The sequence below is a fragment of the Streptomyces cyanogenus genome, assembly GCF_017526105.1.
Taxonomy (GTDB): Bacteria; Actinomycetota; Actinomycetes; order Streptomycetales; family Streptomycetaceae; genus Streptomyces; species Streptomyces cyanogenus.
This window is the reverse complement of the sequence record NZ_CP071839.1, coordinates 2427100-2445685: the sequence shown is the minus strand read 5'-3', so window position 1 is coordinate 2445685 and position 18586 is coordinate 2427100. Positions and strand designations below refer to the sequence as shown.

Genomic DNA, 18586 nt, shown 5'->3' with positions numbered 1-18586 from the left:
GCTCACGTCAGCGGGCGGGAGGGCCGTACGTTGGGCTCATGAGTGCCGTGGGGCCTGCGAGCGCCTCTCCCGCCGACCTGGTCGTCACCGGCTGCCCAGGGAGACCGCCTTCGCGTGGAAGGTGCCGTCGGCTGATGCGGAGGGTCCGCTTCGTGTCACAAGGTGAACGGATCCTCACGGTCAGCGCCGACCCGGTGTCGCCATTGTCTCAGTCCCGTCACCGAGCGAGCCGATTCCCCTCTCCGGAGCGTTAACTCCTATACGTACGACGCTTTCTGGAGGTGCGAGATGGTGAACGGGCGAACGGTGCTCGAACGCTTTCCCGCCGGCGGTCCGAGGGGATCCCGGCCCGCCGAGGAGTTCGCGCACGCGCGGCGTCTCGAAGGCCTGCCCGCCGAGGTCGTGATGGACCTCGCGACGGACACGTTCCTGGTGATCGTCCGCGGGGCGGAGGCCGCCGACTGAGGTCGGCCCGGGCGGGTCAGCCCGGCCTCGGCGCCGGTACCCGCGCCGTGAACTGCTGCGCCTGGAGCGTGTACAGGTCGGCGTAGACCCCACCCCTGTTTAGCAGTTCCTGCGGAGTGCCGGACTCCACGAGGCGCCCGTGCTCCAGCACGTGCACCAGGTCGGCGTGCCGGACGGAGGCCAGCCGGTGGGTGATCAGGACGACGGTCTGCCCGCCCCGGGCCAGCGCCCGGATCTTTTCGAACACCTCCAGCTCGGCCCGCGCGTCCAGCGCCGCCGTCGGCTCGTCCACGATCAGGATGCTCCCGCGCCGGTAGGCCGCCCGGGCGATGCCGAGCCGCTGCCACTGACCGCCGGACAGCTCGTGCCCGCCGCTGAAGTTCCTGGCCAGCAGCGTGTCCAGGCCGCGCGGCAGATCCGCGACCAGGCCCTCGGCCCCCGCCTCGGCGATCGACGCGGCCAGCCGCTCGTCGGTCATCGGGGCGGCGGAGCGGCCGATCGCCACGTTGACCCGGGCGGTGAACGGCCAGCGCTTGAAGTCCTGGGCCACCATCGCGATACGGTCGGCGAGCAGCCGCCGGTCGGCCCGCGCGGCGTCGACGCCGTCCCACAGGATCCGGCCCCGGTCGGGCGTGTACAGCCCCGCGAGCAGCTTGACCAGCGTGGTCTTGCCCGAGCCGTTCTCCCCGACGAGCGCGATGATCCGGCCGAGGGGCAGGGTGAGACTGACGTCGTCGAGGGCGGGGCGGGGCGGGATGCCCGTGGACCCGTCGCCGGGGCCCGCGTCGTGGGGGTAAGTGAAGGTGACGTTCTCGAAGCGGACCTCCTTCGGGTCCTCCGGCAGCGGCTCCCCACCCGCCGGGATGGCCCGCTCGGCCGCCGCGACGTACATCCGCTGCAGGTCGCCCACGAACAGGGCCTCCTCGTGCAGCTGGTTGATCTCCAGCACCAGCGTGTCCAGGCTCGCCGCGCCCGTGCGGATCGCGATCACCGCCGTACCGGCCACCGACAGGGCCATCGCACCGGCCAGCAGCAGCGCACCCAGCGTCGCGTACGTGGCGAGGGTCGCGAGGCCCGTCCAGCCCGCGGCGATCAGACCGGTCCGCGCGGCCAGCCGGGACAGCCGGGCCTGCTCCGCCTCCGCGGTCTCCGACATGGACCGGAAGTGGCGCAGCAGGAACGGGCCCACCCCGTGCACCCGGATCTCGGGAGCGGCGGCCGGCTCGGTGAGCAGGCTGCCGATCAGCTGGCCGGCCCGGGCGTGCTGCACCCAGGTGTGGAAGGACTCGTAGCGGCGCCGGGCGTTGGTCAGCGCGCTCCAGGCGCTGGGCAGGGTCATGGTGACCAGGAGGGGCAGCAGCGCGGGATGCAGCACGGTGAGCACGCCCGCCGCGGCGATCAGCGAGATCATCGCGTTGATCACCCGGGCGCTGTAACTGATCATGTGCTGGGCGGACCGGACGCCGTACTGGGCCGTGTCCAGCAGCTTGTGGAAGGCGTGGTCCTCGATCGCGGCCAGTTCCACGTTCGCCGCCCGCTCCAGGTACAGCTCGGTCGCCACCCGCTCCACCTTGGGTTCGAGCCGTCCGGTGGCGTAGGTGGAGGCGGCCCGCAGCAGCGCGGCGACCAGCATCACGGCGGCCATCACCCCGAGGGCAGGGGCGGCCGAGCGCAGCCGCTGCCCGATGTCGGGACCGGTGAGCAGTTCGCCGAGCGCGCTGTTCACCGCCAGCAGGCTCACCGCCTGGGCCGCGCCCCGGCCCAGCTCGGCGGCCAGCACCACCCGGGCGGCCCGCGCGTCGGCCTGCCGGGCCAGCCGGAGACTGGACGCCAGCATGCCGGGCAGCCGGGTCAGCATCGCCCGGAAGCCGAGCGTCAGGAACGCGTCGGCGTGCTGGTTCCAGCCCATGTCGTAGCGCAGCGGCCCGCCGAACAGCAGCCGCTCCGACGCCGACACCACGGGCTCGGCCGCCTCCCGCCTCTTGCTCACCGTGACCTCCCGGACCCCGACGGAACGGCCACTATCCCGGCCGGAGCCGCCGCCCGGCAGGGCGCGAGGGGACGTACGCAGGGGCGCGGAAGGAGTGCAACGGGTGCGGGGCGCGCGACGTGGGGCGGGAAGGCCGGGAGGTGGGGGCGGGGCGTGACGGCGAGACGGTCCGGAACTCACGGCCGGTTCGGCGGGGTGTGCTGGGCTGTGCCCTGTGGGGTGCGGTGTGGTGACGCCGAGACGCTCCGGAACTCACGGCAGGTTCGGCGGGGTGCGCGGGGCCGTGCCCTGCGGGGCGCGGTGGGCGGGGGTGTCAGGCCGAGACGGCCTGGGACCAGTCCGGGGCCGTCCCCGTCACCCGGCACAGGGCCAGGTAGAGCGGGATCGGCGGGGTGTACGGGGCTGTGCCCTCTGGACGGTGGATCAGCCGGACGGTGCCGCTGACCAGGGCGCCGGTGACGTAGCGGGCAGGGGACGGCCAGGGCAGGGCGTAGTCGGAGTCCGACGGCACGATCCACCACCAGCGGGAGCCGTCGGCGTACACGCACCCCACCCGCGGCAGCCGGGGTACGACGAGCGGGCCGAGGCGATCGGGCACGGCCACCGCGTCGAAGCCGAGCGGGGCCGTCATACCGTCCGGCAGCGACAGCGGGCGGTCCGGTTCCGGGACCGCCCGCAGACGCTGCAGCCGCACCAGGGTGTTCAGGCCGATGACCTGCTCCTGACCGGCCCCGGCGCAACGGGCCCGACCGGCGCCGGTCACGGCCGCTCTCCGGGGCGAGGCTGCTCGGGGATGCGGTACGAGGGTGCGGTGGGCCGGGGCTGATCCGGGTGCGCGGTGGGCCGGTACCGGTCCGGATGCGCCGTGGGCCGGTGCTGTGCCGGATGTGTGGCGTGCTGGTCCACGGTCCCGTGCCGGGGCTGCTCGGGCGTCCGGCGCTGCCGGTGGGCGGCGGGGAGGTGCCGTTGGTGCTCCGCGTCGCCCTGCCCGTGCTGCGCCGATCCCCCGTGCTGTCCCGTCTCCACCCGTCCGCGCTCCTCCGGAGCCCGTCCGCTGGCCTGGGCCGGCCGGTCCTCGTCGGAGTCGTCCGGGCGGCCCGGCCTGGGCCGGGCTCCCCAGCCCAGGTCGGCGCGCGGTTCCGCGGTGTCCTGGGCGGCGTCGGCCCGGCGGGACAGCTCCGCCCAGACCAACAGCCCGGGGCCGTGCTCCTGGGCACCCCAGGCCCGGCACAGCGCGTCAACGAGAAGCAACCCCCTCCCGTGCTCCTCATCGGCTCGCTGCGGGGACGGGTGGGGTTCACCAGGAGCACAGCCCTGATCGTGTACGGCTATGCGCACCATGTCGTCGTGGTCGAGCAACTCGCACACGACCCGGCTGCTCGCGGTGTGCACGATCGCGTTCGTGACCAGCTCGGACATGACCAGAGCCGCGTTGTCGCACGTGTCCGCGCCGACCGACCAACCGGCCAGCCGGGCGTGCGTCAGGCGTCTGGCCTGGGCGACGGAACCCGGATGTGCGGCCAGCTCGAAGCGGAACCTGTGCTCGGCAGCGCCCCGCTGGGGGGTTGCTCCCGCCGCGGCACCCAGACCGGAAGGGTCTGCGGCCGCGTCTGTTCCTAAGGGCGCGGACGGAATCACGCCTGCCACTATCTCCCTGCCGCGGACACTTGGCAAGAGTCACTCTGAAAATTGCAGAGTGCAGTGTGACTCGGTCAGAGGCCGTGGCACACTGCTCGCAACAGCACCTTGCGCGGCGCCAATTGAAGTCGTCGGAGATCCGATCCGGTCTTCGAATGAATCTTCGAACGGCGCCGCAGGTCTGTCAGGAATCTTCAGGCAAGAGGCTTCGGAAGGGGCTTCGACGAGAGGCTCCGGCCGTACGGTTCGGCACAAAGCCTCGATGAGAGGCGTTCGGTGGAGGTGGGAGCGTGAGCGAACCGCGGTCCGCGCCGACGGTGGGCCAGGTGGTCCTCGGCCGGCGCCTGCTGGACCTGCGGGAACGCGCCGGACTCAAGCGCGAGGAGGCCGCCCGTGTGCTCCGCGTCGCCCCCGCCACCGTCCGCCGCATGGAGATGGCCGAGGTCGCCCTCAAAATCCCGTACCTGCAACTGCTGCTGAAGGCCTACGGCGTTCCCGACGACGAAGCCGAGGTCTTCGTCCAGCTGGCCGAGGAGGCGAACAGACCCGGCTGGTGGCAGCGGTTCCACGACATCCTGCCGGGCTGGTTCTCGATGTACGTCAGCCTGGAGGGTGCGGCCAGCCTCATCCGCTCCTACGAGCCGCACTTCGTCCCCGGCCTGCTGCAGACCGAGGACTACGCGCGCGGGGTGCTCAAGTCCGGCGCCATCGGCCAGACGAGCCCGGAGGACATCGAGCGGCACGTCGCGTTGCGCATGCAACGCCAGCAGTTGCTCGCCCGTCCCGACGCGCCCCGCTTCTGGGTGGTGATGGACGAGACCGCCCTGCGTCGCCCGGTCGGCGGACCGGAGGTGATGCGTGCGCAGATCGACAAGTTGCTCGAGGCCACGAAGCTGCCCCATGTGACGCTCCAGGTCGCTCCGTTCGCCAACGGGCCGCATCCCGGCACGTACGGGCCCTTCGTGCTGTTCCGATTTGCCATGTCAGAACTGCCGGACATGGTCTACAGCGAGTACCTGACCGGCGCCGTCTACCTGGACGCGCGCACCGAGGTGTCGACCCACCTGGAGGTCATGGACCGCATGGCGGCGCAGGCCGCTACGGCACAACGCACGAAGGAGATCCTCCGGGATCTCCGCAAGGAGCTGTGAATGGATGGCATCAAGCCGCGCGGACGCGTCTACAACGGCATGCCCGCGCGGGAGTTGGGCAGCGAGGGGTGGCACAAGCCCTGGAGCGGCGGCAACGGCGGAAACTGCCTGGAGGCGATGAAGCTGGCCGACGGCCGGATCGCGGTACGCCAGTCGACCGATCCGGACGGGCCGGCGCTGATCTACACCATGGACGAGATGACCGCGTTCATAGAGGGCGCCAAGGCGGGGGAGGCCGACTTCCTGCTGTCCTGACCTCGGCGTGTGTGGTTTCTACGCAACTTCCTTGTTGGTGCTGACGAGTTGATCACAGACGGTGGCCCGCGATCCGTAGCCGGGGAGGCCGGGCGGTAGTCCGGGAGGCGGGCGGTGGTAGGGGAGCCGGGCCGGAGTCCGGGAAGTCCCGCCGTAGTCCGGGAAGGCGCACCGGAGTTCCGGGTGCCGAACCGTGGTGCCGGGAGCCGGTGGGACGGACCGGGGAGCTGTGGTCCGGGGATTCCGCCGGCTCTCCGTACCGGCGGCCGGCACGTGTCACTCCGGCGGCAGCACCGCGCACAGCGCCTCCACTGCCGCCCCGTAGGCATGCTCGGCCGGGGCCGCGTACCCCACCACCAGGCCGTCGCCGGCCGCCGTCGGACTCTGCGGATGCCGGAACCCGGCCAGTCCGTCGAGGGCGATGCCCTGCCACGCGGCGGCCTTCACCGTCGACCGCTCCGTGCCGGGCGGCAGCCGCAGCACCGCGTGCAGCCCGGCCGCGATACCCGTCACCTCGATGTGCGGCGCCTGCGCGGCGAGCGCGGCGACGAGCCGGTCACGCCGGCGCCGGTACCGCTGCCGCATACGCCGCACATGCCGGTCGTACGACCCGCAGGTCACGAAGTCCGCGAGTGCGAGCTGGTCCAGCACACTCGCCCACCCCTCCCGGTCGCCCTTCACCGCCAGCACCGGCTCCACGAACCGCTCGGGCAGGACCATCCAGCCCAGCCGCAGCGCCGGTGACAGGCTCTTGCTGACCGAACCGATGTGGATCACGCGCTCGGGATCGAGACCCTGGAGCGCGCCGACGGGCCGCCGGTCGTACCGGAACTCGCCGTCGTAGTCGTCCTCCAGCACCACCGCATCCCGCACGCGGGCCCAGTCGATCACCGCCGCCCGGCGCTCCGGGTGCAGCGGGCCGCCGGTCGGGAACTGGTGCGCGGGCGTCAGCAGCACGGCCCGCTCGCGTCCCAGCGCGTCCACGCGAGCGCCGTGCTCGTCCAGCGGCAGCGGTACGGTGCGCACGCCGGCCGCGGCGAGCAGCTCCCGGTGGAAGCCGAGACCGTACGCCTCCACGCCCAGTGGGCCGCGCAGCACCCCGCCCGCCGTCGGACCCTCCCGGGTGCCCCTGCCGAAGAGGAGCCGCAGCGCGTGCGCGAAGCCCGAGCAGATCACGATCCGGTCCGGCTCGGTACGCACCCCACGCGCGCGTGCCAGGTACTCCGTCAGCGTCTCCCGCAGCTCACGGCGCCCACCGGGATCCCCGGGCCCGAACGCCTCGCTCGGCGCCGCCTGCACCGCCCGGCGGTACGCGGCCGTCCAGGCCGCGCGCGGAAAGGCCGACGCGTCCGGCGTGCCCTGTCGCAGATCGTGCCGGGGCCCACCCGTGCGCGGCGGCTTGACCGGCGTTCGTACGGCACGGCGCAGCGGCTCGGCCCGCTCGGCGACCCGGGTCCCGGACCCCTGCCGGGCGGTCAGCCAGCCCTCCGCGACCAGCTCCGCGTACGCGTCGGCCACCGTGTTGCGGGCCACGCCCAGGTCCGCGGCGAGCGACCGGTACGGCGGCAGCCGGGTACCCGGCGCCAGCCGGCCGCTGCGCACCGCCTCCCGCAGCGCCCGGGTCAGCGCCGCCCGCCGGCCGCCCGGCCCGGACAGTTCGAGATGCAGATCCGCGCCGATCCGCTCCGCGGAATTGACCCACGATTTCGTCATGGAAATGCACCCTACAGCCGGTCTTTCGGGCCCATAGGTTGAAGCACATGACGACGCACACGACTGCCACCCCCGCCACCGCCACCGCCACCGTGGACCTCACCACGGGGATCGCCGCGGCCGACGCCGCCCGCACCCGCCTGGACTTCGCGAAGGCCGCGCCGAAGGTCTTCCGCGCGATCGTCGGCTTCGACGCCGCCGCCCGTGAGGGCCTCGACCCCGCCCTGGTCGAACTGATCCAGATCCGCGCCTCCCATCTCAACCACTGCGCCTACTGCCTGCACATGCACACCAACGACGCCCGCAAGGCCGGCGAGAACGAGGACCGGCTCCACATGGTCGCCGTCTGGCGCGAGGCCCGGCACTTCTTCACCCCGAAGGAACAGGCCGCCCTCGCCCTGACGGAGGCGGTGACCCTGGTCGCCGACGGCGGCGTGCCCGACGCCGTCTACGCGGAGGCCGCCGCCCACTTCGACGACCGGGAACTGGCCCACGTCCTCTCGCTGATCCTCACGATCAACACGTGGAACCGCGTGGCCCTGGCCACGGGGAAGGTCGCGGGCACGGACGAACGCACCCGCTGACGCACCGCCCGTCCCGAGGCCGGCGAGAGCCGGGGGCCGGTGGTGCCGCCGCTCAGACCACCATCGGCCGGTCCGTCGGCGCTATCGGGGCCGGCAGGCGGGAACGCCCGGTCAGATAGCGGTCGACGGCCGCCGCGACCGCCCGCCCCTCCGCTATCGCCCACACGATGAGCGACTGCCCGCGCGCCGCGTCTCCCGCGGCGAACACCCCGGGGACGTTGGTCGCGAAACCGTCGTCCCGGGCGATCGTGCCGCGCGGCTGCAGTGCCAGCCCCAACTGCTCGATCATCCCGTCCTCCTGGTCGGGTCCGGAGAACCCGAGGGCGAGCAGCACCAGGTCGGCGGGGAGTTCCCGCTCCGTGTCCGGCACCGGAAGCCGCCGCGCGTCGACCTCCACCAGATGCAGTGACCGCACATTCCCCCTCTCGTCTCCGGTGAAGCGGAGCGTGGACGCCGCGAACAGCCGTGCGTCCGCGTCCGCCGCCGGCGCCGTACCCAGGTCCCGTGCCTCCTCGTGCGCGGCCGACAGCCGGTAGATCTTCGGGTACGTCGGCCACGGCTCGGTGTCCTCGTCCCGCTCGGCGCCCGGCTGTGCGTAGATGTCCAGCTGGGTCACGGAGGCGGCCCCCTCGCGCACCGCGGTGCCCAGACAGTCCGCCCCGGTGTCCCCGCCGCCGACGATCACGACGTGCCTGCCGGCGGCCGACAGCGGCGAAACCTCCAGATCCCCTTCACACACCCGGTTGGCCAGCGGCAGATACTCCATCGCCTGGTGTATCCCGTTCAACGCCCGGCCCGGCACCGGAAGTTCCCGCCACGCCGTCGCTCCCGTGGCGATCACCACCGCGTCGTACCGGGTGCGCAGCTCGTCCGCCGGGACGTCCCGGCCGACCGCCGTCGACGTACGGAACTTCGTCCCCTCGGCGCGCATCTGCTCGATCCGCCGCTCCAGATGCCGCTTCTCCATCTTGAACTCGGGGATGCCGTACCGCATCAGCCCGCCGATCCGGTCGTCCTTCTCGTACACCGCGACCGTGTGCCCGGCCCGGGTCAGCTGCTGTGCGGCGGCGAGCCCGGTGGGCCCCGAACCGATGACGGCGACCGTCTTCCCGGACAGCCGCTCGGGCGGCCGGGGCGGGGTGAACCCCTCCTCCCACGCCCGGTCGGCGATAGCGCACTCGACGTTCTTGATGGTGACCGCCGGCTGGTTGATCGCCAGCACGCACCCCGCCTCGCACGGCGCCGGACACAGCCGACCGGTGAACTCGGGGAAGTTGTTCGTGGCGTGCAGCCGGTCGCTCGCGGCCCGCCAGTCCTCCCGTGACACCAGGTCGTTCCACTCGGGGATGAGATTGCCCAGGGGGCAGGCCTGGTGGCAGAAGGGGACGCCGCAGTCCATGCAGCGGTCGGCCTGCTTGCTGATGATGGGCAGCAGCGCGCCCGGGACGTAGACCTCGTCCCAGTCCCGCACCCGCTGCTCGACGGGCCGCCGCGGCCACTCCTGGCGCGGCGTGGTCATGAACCCCTTGGGATCGGCCATGGGCGTCTTCCTCGCGTACGGGCACCGGAGGCACCGGGTGTACGAAGGGCCGTGCGTCATCGGGCGGCACTCTTTCGGCCACGATACGTCCCGTTCGACGGCCGCGCAGAGTGGCCGACAGCGCTTTCTCCCGCAGGGGTCAGGACAGCGGCGGGATCAGGTGAGGGCCGATATGTAGACCAGTGCGGCCGCGGCCGCGGCGACGGTCCGGACATGGTTCCAGAGGGTCCACTCGCGCACATACACCGGCCAGTACTCGGCGGCCGCCGGCGCGCCCGGGATGAGCCTGGCCAGCCGGTCGTTGCGGGGCACGTTCGCGACGATCGTCAGCCCGAACGAACCGGCCAGGTACAGCGCGCTGCCCAGCAGCAGTTCCACCCTCCCCTCGTCCGGCCACACCACGAACGTCACCACCGCTATCAGCGCGCTCAGCGCCGCGGACCCGGCGAACACGGCCATGAAGGCCGGCCGCACCGCGGCGACGTTGATCGCGTTCATCGCCGCGACACCCTGCGCGGGCGGCAGCGCCGCGAGCCCCCGCATCACGAAGGCCGAGAACCCGTAGAACACACCGGCCACCAGCCCGGTCCCGAGGATCCCCGCCACGACCAGCACGAAGAACGGCCCGTCGATCATCTCCACGCCCCCTTGTTCGCTCCACCCGGCCCTCTGCCCGGCATCAGCTCACCCTCGCCCCGGTGAAAGCCCGGCACCGGAATCCCGCCCCGGCCGAGCGAGCCCCGCGGCTCCCCGGCTCCGAAACCTCAGCCCTCACTTAGGCACCGGCAACACCTCCTTACTTCCCGCAGTCCTCAGCCCGCGTCCACTGCCCCGGCCTCCTGCCACGCCCGCAGCACCCGCTCCACCGCCGGGGCGATCCGACGTCGGGCCTCAGGCCACGGCACCCCGCGCATCAGCAGTTGGTCGTACGGCGTGTCCACATGCCGTACGCCCGCCACGACCGCCGAGATCACCGCCCCCTCGGTCAGCGCCCGCCCGGCCGCGCTGCGCCCGACACGGCCGCTGCCCCGCACCGACGCGTGGGCCGCGATCGCCCGGGCCCGCTCGGCCGGACAACCGGGGAACAGCCGCAGGATCTCGGCCGCGAACGCCGCCACGAACCGCTCGTCCTCCGCGGCCCTGCGCCGCGCATCCCGCGCCCGCCGCCGGCGCCGCGCCTCCGCGTCCGCCAGACACCGGGCCTCCGCCCGGGCCAGCGCGGCCTCCTCCACGAGCACGCCCTGGCGTTCGTAGCGGCTCTTGCGCCGGTTGAACCGCACCACCACCGCCGACAGCGTGCTCTCCTCCCGCGACCTGCGGGTCAGGGCCGTGTCGCCGCGCGGCAGGAACACCAGGTGCCCGAGATCGGCACAGACCAGGCACCACGGTGCCCCGTCCGTCAGCACCAGCAGCGACAGCGGACCCCGGCGGCAGCGGGCACACCGCTTGCGCTTCAGCGCCTGGACGACGACAAGCCGACCGGGGAAGCGGGGAGTTGCGGAAAGCGCCATACGCGGTACTTTCCCCGCCACCGCCTCCGGCTCCCACCCCCGCCCGGGCACGTCCTCGTCCGCTCGAACCAACCCTTCTCCTCTCGCAGTCCGGCGCCACCACGGACGACCGACGCGACGGACCGCGACCGGCCCCGCTCTCGACCCCGACGCATTCGCCCTCGATCCGTCCTCCGCCGCTCTCTCCGGCCACCCGGCATGATGGTCCGTGTGCAACTCGAAGCGATCACCTGGGACCGGCTGGCCGAGCGGCTCGCCGACCGGCTGGCCGGTGCGGTGCCGGCCGATGGAGGGACCTGGCCGCGCGTCGGCTTCGACGGTGCCCCGGCCGCCCAGCCCGGAGACCTCGCCGAGCGTGTCGGAGAGGCGCTGCGGGTGCGCGGCCGGCCCTCCCTCGTGGTCGGTACCGAGGGCTTTCTGCGCCCGGCCTCCCTCCGCCTGGAGCACGGGCGGCGGGACGCGGAGTCGTACTACAGCGGTTGGTACGACACGGGCGCCCTGTGGCGCGAGGTCTTCGGCCCGCTCGATCCCGGAGGCAGCGGGAGGGTCCTGCCCGACCTGTGGGATCCGGCCACCGACCGGGCCACCCGCAGCCCCTACGTCCAACTCCCGCCGGGCGGGATCCTGTTGCTCCACGGCCCCCTCCTGCTGCGCCACTGGTTCCCCTTCGACCTGACCGTCCACCTCCTTCTCTCACCGGGCGCCCTGCGCCGCCGCACCCCCGAGACCGACCACTGGACCCTGCCGGCCTTCGAGCGCTACGAGGCCGAGACAGACCCGGCCGGCACGGCGGACGTCCTGGTGCGTGCCGACGACCCGCGCCACCCCGCCTGGAGCGGATGATCCGCATCGGACCCGTCCGGACGTCCGGACGGCGATTCAGCCGAACCCTTTTATATGCGCGTGCATGCAACTAGGGTGGGCGCCATGACGACCTCACCGGCCACTCCTGTCACGTTCGACGACTCCCTCAGTGCCCTGCTGGACGGCAAGAACTTCGCCAGCGTCGCCACGCTCGGTCCCGACGGCGCTCCGCAGAACTCCGTGGTGTGGATCAAACGCGAGGGCGACAGCGTGCTCTTCTCGTCCGTCGACCACCGCCAGAAGGTGCGCAACCTCCGCCGCGACCCGCGTATCAGCCTCTCCGTGTTCGACCTGACGAATCCCTACCACTCGGCCGAGATCCGGGGCGTCGCCGAGATACTGCCGGACGAGGGCAAGCGACTCCCGTACGAGCTGTCGCACAAGTACCTCGGCATCGACCCGCCGGCCGAGAACGACGACGAGGTCCGCGTGATCGTCAGGATCGTCCCGCAGAAGGTCGTGTCCTTCTCGGCCTGACCAGGCCTATTGCCGACTCGGCCTGACCGGGCGTACCGCCGAGCCAGCGTGGCTGCCGGGAACCGGCGCCCTTGCGGCCCGGCGGCCCGCGGCTTCGCCGCCCTTTCGCTCAGAGCCAGCCGTTGCGCCGGAAGCCCCGGTACAACACCAGACACGCCGTTGCCATCACCGTCATGACCAGCGGATACCCGAACGACCAGTGCAACTCCGGCATGTGGTCGAAGTTCATGCCATACACCCCGCACACCATCGTCGGCACGGCGATCACCGCGGCCCAGGCCGTGATCTTCCGCATGTCCTCGTTCTGCGCGACGGTCACCTGCGCGAGATGTGCCTGCAGGATGGAGTTGAGCAGTTCGTCGAACGCGGCGATCTGTTCCTTGGCCCGGATCAGATGGTCGAGCACATCCCGGAAGTAGGCCTGTATCTCCGGGGCGACGACCCGTATGGGCCGGGTGGCCAGGTCCTCCACCGGGCGGCCCAGCGGCACCACCGCCCGCTTCAGCTCCAGCAGTTCACGCTTCATCTGGTAGATACGGCCCGGGTCGAGACGTGCCCCGTTCTCCGAGAACACGTCCGTCTCCACCTGGTCGATGTCGGCCTGCACCGCGTCCGTGACGTTCAGGTATTCGTCGACCACATGGTCCGCGATCGCGTGGAGCACCGCGGCCGGCCCCTTGGCGAGCTGCTGCGGGTCCGCCTCCAGCTCCTCGCGCAGCGGGCCCAGCGAGCCGTGCCGGCCGTGCCGCACCGTGATCACGAAGTCCGGGCCGAGGAACACCATGATCTCGCCGGTGTCCACCACCTCGCTGGTCGCCGTCAACTGCTCGTGCTCCACATAGCAGACGGTCTTGAACACCGCGAAGAGCGTGTCCCCGTAGTGCTCCAGCTTCGGCCGCTGATGCGCCTCGACCGCGTCCTCCACCGCCAGCGGATGCAGGTCGAACAACTCGGCGATGCCGGCGAACTCACGGTCCGTCGGCTCGTGCAACCCCAGCCAGACGAAGCCCTCGCCGGTCTTGCGTACCAGCCGCACGGCCTCCACCAGGTCGGCGCACCCGGGCACCCGCACGCCGTCCTGGTACGTCACGCAGTTCACCACCGACGAGCCCAGCGGTGACCTGGCGGGATGGCTCAGGTCCACGCGCGGCCGCCGCCGGGCCAACCGCGCCACCCTGCGCAGGCCGCCGACCCTGCCCAGCCCGGTGACCTTCCGCAGATTCCCTGCCATGGACATCTGGATCTCCTCGCGTGGATCTCCTCGCTCAACGCTTTCGCGCCTTGCCCGGCAAGTCTGCCAGTCGCGGGCAAAGCTCGGGCAAGCCTGTGTGAACAGGGAGTTCCGCTTGGTTCCCGCCTGTGGACGACGGGGCGATCGGGCCACAGCAGCCGGCTGAGCGGGATGATCGGGGCATGACGCGATCGCACGGGTACCTCCTGGACAACCGGCAGAACGAGGCGGGTGAACGCTTCGACGCCTTCACCGCGCTCTTCGACCCCACGACTTTCCGGCACCTCGAAGGAACCGGCGTCGGACCCGGTTGGCGCTGCTGGGAGGTCGGGGCCGGCGGGACCTCCGTCGTGTCGTGGCTCGCGGACAAGGTGGGGCTCTCCGGGCAGGTCGTCGCCACCGACATCGACACCTCCCGGCTCACCGTCGCGGCCCACCCGCCCGTGGAGGTCCGCATCCACGACGTGGGCGCAGAGGAGCCGCCGGGCGAAGGCTTCGACCTGGTCCACGCCCGGCTGGTCCTCGTCCACGTGCCCGACCGGGAACGGGCGCTGCGGTCCATGATCAAGGCCCTGCGCCCCGGCGGCCGACTGCTGATCGAGGACGCCGACCCCGCCCTCCAGCCCCTGACCTGCCCCGACGAGTACGGCCCCGACCAGCGGCTCGCCAACCGACTGCGCCAGGGCTTCCGCAAGCTGCTCGCCGACCGCGGCGCCGACCTCTCCTTCGGCCGTAAACTCCCCAGACTGCTGCGCGAGGCCGGACTGCACGACGTCGAGGCGGACGCGTACTTCCCCGTGGCCTCGCCCGCCTGTGCCGCTCTGGAGGTCGCGACGGTCCGTCAGATCCGTGACCGGCTCGTCGCCGCCGGCCTGGCCACCGACGCGGACATCGACCGGCACCTGGCCAATGTGGAGGCCGGCATGACGGACCTGGCCACCGCCCCGATGATCTCGGCGTGGGGCCACAAGGGATAGCCGGCGGTGCCGGGACCTTCAGGGGAGCCGGATCGTTTCGCTGACTGCTGACTGCTGACTGCTGACTGCTGACTGCTGACTGCTGACTGCTGACTGCTGACTGCTGACTGGTTACCGGCGGCTCAATGGCTGCCGACTGGTAACTGGTGACCGGCGATTCGGCGGCCGGCGAGCGCCACCGGCGGCTGACTGCTGACGGGATCACACGAGCCGCCGTCAGCCGGGCGCTCCAGCGAAAGGGGGCGGCACCCGACTCGCGGCGTTCCCTCATCCGCTCGCTCTCTCAACCCTCACGCCCTGATCCTGCCCTCATCGCCTAACTCCCGGTTCCCGGATCCGAACTCCCGCTCCCCGGGCACGGCGGTCTGCCGCCCACCCGTCGTACCGCCTCCGCGCCCGCCCGGCAGCCCCGTGCCGCCGCCTCCTCCGGGCCCGCACCCGCGAGCAGGGCGGCGAGGAAGGCGCCGGTGAAGGCGTCGCCCGCGCCCGTGGTGTCCCGGGGCGTCGCCGGTACCGCCGGGACCCGGGCCACCACGGCCCCGGAACGGGCCATCAGCGCCCCGTCCGCACCCGCCTTGGCCACCACCAGCGGCACGAGCCGGCTCAACTTGGCCGCCGCGTCCGCAGGGTCCGGCAGCCCGGTCAGCAGACAGGCCTCGTCCCTGCTGGGCAGCAGCAGGTCCAGCCCCTCCGCGAACGCCAGGAAACGGTCCACCCCCAGTTCCACCAGGAAGCCGGCCGACGCCGGGTCCAGGCTGACCGGCACACCCCGCGCGCGTGCCGCCGTCAGCGCCGTCTCGGCGAGCGCCCGGCTCGCCTCCGTGAACAGCAGATAGCCCGACAGATGCAGCCGGGCCACCCCGTCGAGCAGCGCGTCCGACCAGTCGGCGGGGCCCAGCCGCAGGGACGCCCCGCTGTCCGTCAGAAACGTCCGCTCGGCCGCCGCACCCGCGTCGACGAGGCAGATCACCGTCCCGGTCGCCGCCTCCGCGTCCACCACGAGCAACGGCCGTACCCCGGCCGCGATCAACTCCTGCTCGTGCCACACGGCGGCGTCCGCCCCCACCCGCCCCAGCAGCCGTACGTCGGTGCAGCCCGCGTGGGCGGCCCAGCAGGCCACGTTGGCGCCCGCGCCACCCGGAAGCGTCCGGATCACGGCGGCCGTGTCGGTGCCGGCCGCGAGCGGCCCGCGGTGCCGGGCGACCACGTCCGTGACCACGTCCCCGACGACCAGCAGCGCTCCGTTCCGGCCCGTGGTCACCCTCTGGTCCAGGCCGTGGCGATCCGCGCCGCCAGCCGCACGTTGCCGCGCACCGCCGCCAGGTTGGCGTTCAGCGAGGCACCGTCGGTGTGCCGGACGAGGTGGTCCAGCAGGAACGGAGTCACCGCCTGCCCCGTGACTCCCCGCTCCTCGCAGGCGCGCAGCGCGTCGGCGAGCACGCGTGCGTGCAGTTCGGGATCGAGTTGTTCCGCCTCCGGGACGGGGTTGGCGACGATCAGTGCCGATTCCGGCGTGTCCAGCGCGTCCTGGGCGCGCATGACGGCGGCGACCTGCTCCGGGGTGTCCAGCCGCCAGTCGACCGGATGCCCCGAGTCCGACAGATAGAAGCCGGGGAACCGGTCCGTGCCGTATCCGGCGACGGCCACACCCAGCGTCTCCAGCCGCTGCAGCGTCGCCGGGACGTCCAGGATCGACTTCACGCCGGCGCACACCACCGTGATCCGGGTGCGCGCCAGCAGCCCCAGGTCGGCCGACTCGTCCTGGGTCACCGTCCACTGCCGGTGCACGCCTCCCAGGCCGCCGGTGGCGAACACCCGGACTCGGGCCAGCGCCGCCAGCTGTGCCGTCGCCGACACGGTGGTCGCCCCGCTCGCCCCCGCCGCCACCGCGAGCGGCAGATCACGATGGCCCAGCTTGCGGATGCCGTCCTCGTTCGCGACCCGCTCCAGCTGCTGTTTGTCCAGACCGACCCGGGGCCGCCCGTCGAGCACGGCGATGGTCGCCGGCACGGCACCCTCCCGCCGGACCGCCTCCTCAAGCTCCAGCGCCACCTGCAGGTTGCGCGGGCGGGGCAGGCCGTGCGCGATGATCGTGGACTCCAGGGCCACCACCGGCCGCCGCGCGTCGATCGCCTCGCGGACTTCTTCCGACACCACCAGCACCACGTGCCCGCCTCCTGTCCGTCGGTCCTTCCTCATCTCTGGCGGGCGCCGGCCATGGCTAAACGCTTGTGGGCTGTGGGCGAGGACACCAGCCTGGGTCGCATGACGAACAACACCACGCGCCTCGACCACGTCGTCCTGTGGGTGGCCGACCCGGTCGCCGCGGCCGCCTTCTACGAGACGGCCGTCGGACTGGAGCCGATCAGGGTCGCCGACTTCGTGCAGGGGACGGTGTCCTTCCCCTCCGTGCGCGTCAACGAGGAGACCATCCTGGACCTCGCCCCACACACCCTCGCCGAACGGATGAGGATGCTGCCCGGCTCCGCCGACAGCGCGGGCCACCCGGTCAACCACGTCTGCCTGTCCCTGCCGGCCGACGCCTTCGACGCCCTGCGCGCCCGCCTGGAGGAGCACGGCGTCCCGGTCTCGGACATCGACCACGGCCTGTCCGGCGCCCGCGGCGACGCCACGCGCAGCTTCTACTTCCGCGACCCCGACGGCAACGTCTTCGAGGCCCGGCACTACGACGACTAGCCGCGTCCCGGGCCGGTCAGAACAGCGGCTCGGGCAGCACACCCTCCAGGGCGAGCAGCTTCCGCTTGGTCTCCAGCCCGCCCCCGAAACCGCCGATGCCGCCGCCGCTCTCCACCACCCGGTGGCACGGCACGACCACGGGCAGCGGATTCGCCCCCATCGCCGCCCCGACCGCCTGAGCCCCGCCGGGCTGCCCGACTCGCCCCGCCAGATCGCCGTACCCCACCACGGTGCCGTACGGCACACCCGACGCCAGCTCGCGCAGGACCTGCCGGTTGAACCCGGAGATCAGCGACCAGTCCAGCGGCAGGTCGAAGTCGTGCCGCTCGCCCGCGAAGTAGGCCCGCAGCTGACGTATCGGCTCCGCCAGCAACGGCGAGCCCGGATCCTCCACGGGCCGGCCGCCCAGCCGGGCGGCCAGCCGCTCCAGCGCCCGGTCGCGCACCGCGTCCGAGGCGTGGAAGACGACGTTGACCAGGCCGTCGCGGGTCGCCGCGAGCATCAGCGGGCCGATGTCCGTCCCCACCACGGCCCACACGACCTGCTGCTCATCCTGCCCATGGCTGTCCATGCGCCCACGGTACGACCCGCCACTGACAACGCCCGCCGGGCTCAGTGCGAACCCAGTGCCGCCCGCACCACGTCGGGCTTGTTGGTGATGATCCCGTCGACCCCGTAGCCGGCCGTTGTACGGGCGGTGTCCGCGTCGTTCACCGTCCAGGCGAACAGCCTGAGCGGCCTGCCGTGCGGCCCTGTGAAGGCGTGCACGGCCGCGACGTAGCCCCGGGACAGCGACCCGTACGAGGGGTTGACCAGATCGGTGAACCGAGCGAACCGGTGCAGCTGCGCCAGGTTGGGGTTGCCGAGGTAGCCGGTGATCACCGCGGGTTTCAGCTCGTGCACGGTCCGCACGCTGTCGGCGCTGAAACTCTGCACGATCAGCCGGCCCAGGTGCCGGCGGTCCAGCCAGCCCTCGTTGCCGAGAAGCTTGAGCGTCTGCTGCTCGATGCCCGGGTACAGCTCCGGGTTCTTGATCTCCAGGAGCAGCTTCTCGTGGTTGTGCTCGACCCGGCGCATGTACTGCTCCAGCGTCGGCACGCGCGCGCCCGCGTAGGCGGGGGAGAACCAGCTTCCCGCGTCCAGCCGGGCGATCTCGGCGGCGGTGAAGTCCCGCACCTTCCAGGGCGCCCGGCCGGGGAAGACCTCCTCCACGTTCGTGGTGCGCTGCAGGCTGTCGTCGTGCAGGACGACCAGCTCACCGTCCTTGGTGCGCTGGACGTCGTTCTCGACCCAGGAGAAGCCCAGCTCGGCGGCCTTGTCGATGGCGGCCAGCGTGTTCTCCGGTGCGTAGGCGGAGGCGCCCCGGTGGGCGATCACCGTAGGCACGCGGACCTCGCGCGCCCGGGCGTCGAAAGTGGGGGTCAGCAGGGCCGCCACAGTCCCCAGGGCCGTGGCGACGGTGCCGGCGACTACGCGCGCGTACATGCGTCCTC

General features: G+C 72.5%; 19 protein-coding genes and 1 pseudogene. 8 read left to right on the top strand and 12 right to left on the bottom strand.

The window, feature by feature from the left end; genetic code table 11:
* Positions 1 to 288: 288 nt before the first annotated feature.
* Complete coding sequence (locus S1361_RS10920; RefSeq protein ID WP_208031651.1) at positions 289 to 465, top strand: hypothetical protein; 177 nt, start codon at positions 289 to 291, stop codon at positions 463 to 465.
* A 16-nt stretch (positions 466 to 481) separates the two neighbouring features.
* On the opposite strand, the gene S1361_RS10915 is transcribed toward S1361_RS10920, so the two are convergent.
* From S1361_RS10915 to S1361_RS10905, 3 genes and pseudogenes are all read right to left on the bottom strand, one after another.
* Positions 482 to 2455, bottom strand: coding sequence for an ABC transporter ATP-binding protein (locus S1361_RS10915; protein ID WP_243769138.1), 1974 nt, complete (start codon positions 2453 to 2455; stop codon positions 482 to 484).
* Positions 2456 to 2768: 313 nt separating this feature from the next.
* On the bottom strand, positions 2769 to 3218 hold the full coding sequence (locus S1361_RS10910; protein ID WP_208031650.1) for a hypothetical protein: 450 nt from the start codon (positions 3216 to 3218) through the stop codon (positions 2769 to 2771).
* A 275-nt stretch (positions 3219 to 3493) separates the two neighbouring features.
* Positions 3494 to 4129: pseudogene (locus S1361_RS10905) on the bottom strand (ATP-binding protein); the annotation flags it as partial.
* A gap of 254 nt (positions 4130 to 4383) precedes the next feature.
* Here S1361_RS10905 and S1361_RS10900 point away from each other — a divergent pair.
* Complete coding sequence (locus tag S1361_RS10900) at positions 4384 to 5244, top strand: helix-turn-helix domain-containing protein (RefSeq protein WP_208031649.1); 861 nt, start codon at positions 4384 to 4386, stop codon at positions 5242 to 5244.
* Positions 5245 to 5499, top strand: coding sequence for a DUF397 domain-containing protein (locus S1361_RS10895; RefSeq protein ID WP_208031648.1), 255 nt, complete (start codon positions 5245 to 5247; stop codon positions 5497 to 5499).
* 276 nt (positions 5500 to 5775) lie between these two features.
* Here the strand turns inward: S1361_RS10895 and pdxR are convergent, their stop codons facing one another.
* Complete coding sequence (pdxR, locus tag S1361_RS10890; protein WP_208031647.1) at positions 5776 to 7212, bottom strand: MocR-like pyridoxine biosynthesis transcription factor PdxR; 1437 nt, start codon at positions 7210 to 7212, stop codon at positions 5776 to 5778.
* 47 nt (positions 7213 to 7259) lie between these two features.
* On the opposite strand from pdxR, the gene S1361_RS10885 reads away from it, so the two are divergent.
* Complete coding sequence (locus tag S1361_RS10885; protein WP_208031646.1) at positions 7260 to 7796, top strand: carboxymuconolactone decarboxylase family protein; 537 nt, start codon at positions 7260 to 7262, stop codon at positions 7794 to 7796.
* A gap of 52 nt (positions 7797 to 7848) precedes the next feature.
* Here S1361_RS10885 and S1361_RS10880 read toward each other — a convergent pair whose 3' ends face one another.
* The 3 genes from S1361_RS10880 to S1361_RS10870 all read right to left on the bottom strand — a co-directional run bounded on the left by S1361_RS10880 (position 7849) and on the right by S1361_RS10870 (position 10847).
* On the bottom strand, positions 7849 to 9336 hold the full coding sequence (locus S1361_RS10880) for a glutamate synthase subunit beta (protein ID WP_208031645.1): 1488 nt from the start codon (positions 9334 to 9336) through the stop codon (positions 7849 to 7851).
* A gap of 156 nt (positions 9337 to 9492) precedes the next feature.
* Entirely contained in the window at positions 9493 to 9972 is a 480-nt protein-coding gene (locus tag S1361_RS10875; RefSeq protein WP_208031644.1) for an anthrone oxygenase family protein, read from the bottom strand.
* A 176-nt stretch (positions 9973 to 10148) separates the two neighbouring features.
* On the bottom strand, positions 10149 to 10847 hold the full coding sequence (locus S1361_RS10870; RefSeq protein WP_208031643.1) for a DUF2293 domain-containing protein: 699 nt from the start codon (positions 10845 to 10847) through the stop codon (positions 10149 to 10151).
* A gap of 210 nt (positions 10848 to 11057) precedes the next feature.
* Here S1361_RS10870 and S1361_RS10865 point away from each other — a divergent pair, with 210 nt between their 5' ends.
* The gene (locus S1361_RS10865) at positions 11058 to 11690 is read left to right on the top strand and encodes a nucleoside/nucleotide kinase family protein (RefSeq protein WP_208031642.1); all 633 of its coding nucleotides are present in this window, start codon (positions 11058 to 11060) and stop codon (positions 11688 to 11690) included.
* Between the two features lie 84 nt (positions 11691 to 11774).
* On the top strand, positions 11775 to 12188 hold the full coding sequence (locus S1361_RS10860; RefSeq protein ID WP_208031641.1) for a PPOX class F420-dependent oxidoreductase: 414 nt from the start codon (positions 11775 to 11777) through the stop codon (positions 12186 to 12188).
* A gap of 109 nt (positions 12189 to 12297) precedes the next feature.
* Here S1361_RS10860 and corA read toward each other — a convergent pair whose 3' ends face one another.
* Positions 12298 to 13425 (bottom strand): magnesium/cobalt transporter CorA, encoded by a 1128-nt coding sequence (gene corA, locus S1361_RS10855; protein ID WP_208031640.1) that lies wholly within the window; start codon positions 13423 to 13425, stop codon positions 12298 to 12300.
* 176 nt (positions 13426 to 13601) lie between these two features.
* Between corA and S1361_RS10850 the strand changes: the two genes are divergently transcribed.
* Positions 13602 to 14396, top strand: coding sequence for a methyltransferase domain-containing protein (locus S1361_RS10850; protein WP_208031639.1), 795 nt, complete (start codon positions 13602 to 13604; stop codon positions 14394 to 14396).
* 316 nt (positions 14397 to 14712) lie between these two features.
* Here S1361_RS10850 and S1361_RS10845 read toward each other — a convergent pair whose 3' ends face one another.
* Both S1361_RS10845 and S1361_RS10840 read right to left on the bottom strand, forming a co-directional pair.
* A complete protein-coding gene (locus S1361_RS10845; protein ID WP_208031638.1) occupies positions 14713 to 15657 on the bottom strand; it encodes a carbohydrate kinase family protein in 945 nt (314 codons plus the stop codon).
* Entirely contained in the window at positions 15654 to 16562 is a 909-nt protein-coding gene (locus S1361_RS10840) for a pseudouridine-5'-phosphate glycosidase (protein WP_208031637.1), read from the bottom strand. The genes S1361_RS10845 and S1361_RS10840 overlap by 4 nt, the downstream gene beginning before the upstream one ends.
* A gap of 99 nt (positions 16563 to 16661) precedes the next feature.
* Between S1361_RS10840 and S1361_RS10835 the strand changes: the two genes are divergently transcribed.
* Positions 16662 to 17093: a VOC family protein gene (locus tag S1361_RS10835; RefSeq protein WP_208031636.1), complete on the top strand. Its 432-nt coding sequence runs from the start codon at positions 16662 to 16664 to the stop codon at positions 17091 to 17093.
* Positions 17094 to 17109: 16 nt separating this feature from the next.
* Here the strand turns inward: S1361_RS10835 and S1361_RS10830 are convergent, their stop codons facing one another.
* Together S1361_RS10830 and S1361_RS10825 are read right to left on the bottom strand one after the other, a co-directional pair.
* Positions 17110 to 17664 (bottom strand): methylated-DNA--[protein]-cysteine S-methyltransferase, encoded by a 555-nt coding sequence (locus tag S1361_RS10830; protein ID WP_208031635.1) that lies wholly within the window; start codon positions 17662 to 17664, stop codon positions 17110 to 17112.
* Between the two features lie 41 nt (positions 17665 to 17705).
* Positions 17706 to 18578, bottom strand: a complete 873-nt coding sequence (locus S1361_RS10825; protein WP_208031634.1) for a glycerophosphodiester phosphodiesterase — start codon at positions 18576 to 18578, stop codon at positions 17706 to 17708.
* Positions 18579 to 18586 lie beyond the last annotated feature (8 nt).